Source organism: Kitasatospora sp. NPDC091257 (assembly GCF_044757675.1).
GTDB classification, from domain to species: Bacteria; Actinomycetota; Actinomycetes; order Streptomycetales; family Streptomycetaceae; genus Kitasatospora; species Kitasatospora lactacystinica.
The window spans coordinates 1-2395 of the sequence record NZ_JBIVVI010001305.1; the positions used below are offsets into that span (position 1 = coordinate 1).

The window sequence follows — 2395 nt, forward strand, 5'->3', positions numbered from 1 at the left end:
CCCCGCAGCAGACCCCTCAGCAGCAGGAGCCCCTGCCCCAGCAGCACGCCCAGCCCCAGCAGGATCCCCAGCAGCAGACGCCGCGGCGACGGCGGCGGCAGCCGGCCCCGGAGCCCGCGCCGGCCTCCGGCCCCGGCCCGGACGGGATCGACTGGGAGGCCGAGGCCGCCGCGCTGGAGGCCGGCGCCGACCCGGTCGGTGCCGCGCGCGAGGCCGGGACGGACGAGTGGGACGGCCACCAGGACGTCCGCCACGAGGACGACGGCTACCTCGACGAGCACGCCGAGGCCGGGGAGGCCGGGGAGGCCGGGGAGGCCGGCTTCCTCGGGGAGCGGGACGAGTCCCGCGAGGCCCAGAAGAAGCGCAAGGAGAAGGGCAAGAAGTCGGGCCGCCGCAACGGCGGCGCCTGTCTGCTGGTCGCGCTGGTGCTGCTCGGCGCCGTGGGCGGGGCCGGCTGGTGGGGCTACGGCTTCTACCAGGACCACTTCGGCCCGCCGGAGGACTTCACCGGCGAGGGCACCGGCTCCGTCCAGGTGGAGGTCAAGAAGGGCGCGGTCGGCGGGCAGATCGGCCTGGCGCTGAAGAACGCCGGCGTGGTCAAGAGCGTCGACGCCTTCTCCGCGGCCTGCAAGGCCGAGCCCAAGTGCGGCACCATCCAGTACGGCTACTACGGGCTGAAGAAGGAGATGCCGGCCGCGGCCGCGCTCAAGGAGCTGCTCGCCCAGGCGGGCGGCGCGGCGATCGTCGTCCCCGAGGGCAAGAACTCCACCGAGATCTACACCCTCATCGACACCAAGCTGAAGTTGCAGGCGGGCACCACGGCGGGCGTCGCCAAGGCCCAGGTCAACGACCTCGGCCTGCCGCCGTACGCCAACGGCAACATCGAGGGCTTCCTCTGGCCGACCCGCTACAACATCGCCGAGGGCATGAAGCCCGAGGACCTGCTCAAGCAGATGGTGAAGAACGCCACCGAGAAGTACGCCGGCCTGGACGCCCAGGCCGCCTCGGTGGGGCTGAAGACCGGCTACGAGGTGCTCATCGAGGCGAGCATCCTCCAGCGCGAGGGCAACAACCCGGAAGACTTCGCCAAGATGGCCAAGACCATCCAGAACCGGCTGGCGGCCGGCGGCGAGATCAACCACCGGCTGGGCATGGACACCACGCTCCAGTACTCGCTGAACCGCAAGGACCTCGACAAGAAGGACATGGACGACGCGTCCAACAAGTACAACACCTACATCAACCCGGGCCTGCCGCCCGGTCCGATCTCCAACCCCGGCGACGAGGCGCTCAACGCGACGCTGCACCCGGCGGACGGAAAGTGGCTGTACTTCATCGCGATGTCCCCGATCCAGACCCGGTTCGCCGAGACGAGCAAGGAGCACTACGCCAACGTCAAGGAGTACTGCCAGTTGGCCGGGCAGGGCTTCGACGAGGCGCGCGGTCACTGCACCACCAAGAAGTAGCCACGGCCGGACGACAGTTCGCCAGTTCGCGGAGAGGCAGCGTTGACCAGCAAGCACCGGGCGGCCGTTCTCGGTTCGCCGATCGCCCACTCGCTCTCGCCGGACCTGCACCGGGCCGCCTTCGCGGCGCTCGGACTGGACGGCTGGCGCTACGACCGCTTCGAGGTCGACGAGGCCGGGCTGCCCGGGTTCGTCGCCGCGCTGGACGAGGCCGAGTGGGCCGGGCTGTCGCTCACCATGCCGCTGAAGCGGGCGGTCATCCCGCTGCTCGACGAGGTCAGCGCGACGGCCCGCTCGGTGGACGCGGTGAACACCGTGGTGTTCACCGCCGACGGTCGGCGCACCGGGGACAACACCGACGTCCCCGGGCTGGTCAACGCGCTGCGCGAGCGCGGGATCACCGAGGTGCCCGAGGCGGCCGTCCTGGGCGCCGGGGCCACCGCCTCCTCGGCGCTGGCCGCGCTCTCCCAGATCTGCACCGGCGAGGTGACGGTCTACGTGCGCAGTGCCGAGCGGGCCCGGGAGATGGCCGAGCTGGGCGACCGGCTGGGCCTGGCCGTCCGCACCGCCGACTGGGAGCGCGGCGCCGAGGCGCTGGCCCGGCCGCTGACAGTCTCCACCACGCCGGTGGGCGCGACGGACGTCTTCGCCGACGCGCTGCCCGCCGAGCCGGGCGCGCTGTTCGACGTGCTGTACCACCCGTGGCCGACGGCGCTGGCCGCCGCCTGCGCCGGGCGCGGGGCGACCGTCCTGGGCGGGCTGGACCTCCTGGTGCACCAGGCGGTGCTGCAGAGCGAGGCCTTCACCGGGCGGACGCCCGGGCCGCTGGCGGCGATGCGCGAGGCGGGGGAGAAGGCGCTCGCCGGGCACTGAGCCCCCGCGCCGAGTGCCGGGGCGCCGGTCGTGGGCCCGGTCCTCCGGCCGGGGGC

General features: G+C 73.0%; 2 protein-coding genes. Both read left to right on the forward strand.

Going from position 1 to position 2395, the window contains the following annotated elements; genetic code table 11:
- A partial coding sequence (mltG, locus tag ACIQOV_RS37615) for an endolytic transglycosylase MltG (protein ID WP_401055277.1) occupies window positions 1-1466 on the forward strand: 1466 nt, incomplete at its 5' end.
- 42 nt (window positions 1467-1508) lie between these two features.
- The gene (locus tag ACIQOV_RS37620; protein WP_401055278.1) at window positions 1509-2339 is read left to right on the forward strand and encodes a shikimate dehydrogenase; all 831 of its coding nucleotides are present in this window, start codon (window positions 1509-1511) and stop codon (window positions 2337-2339) included.
- Window positions 2340-2395 lie beyond the last annotated feature (56 nt).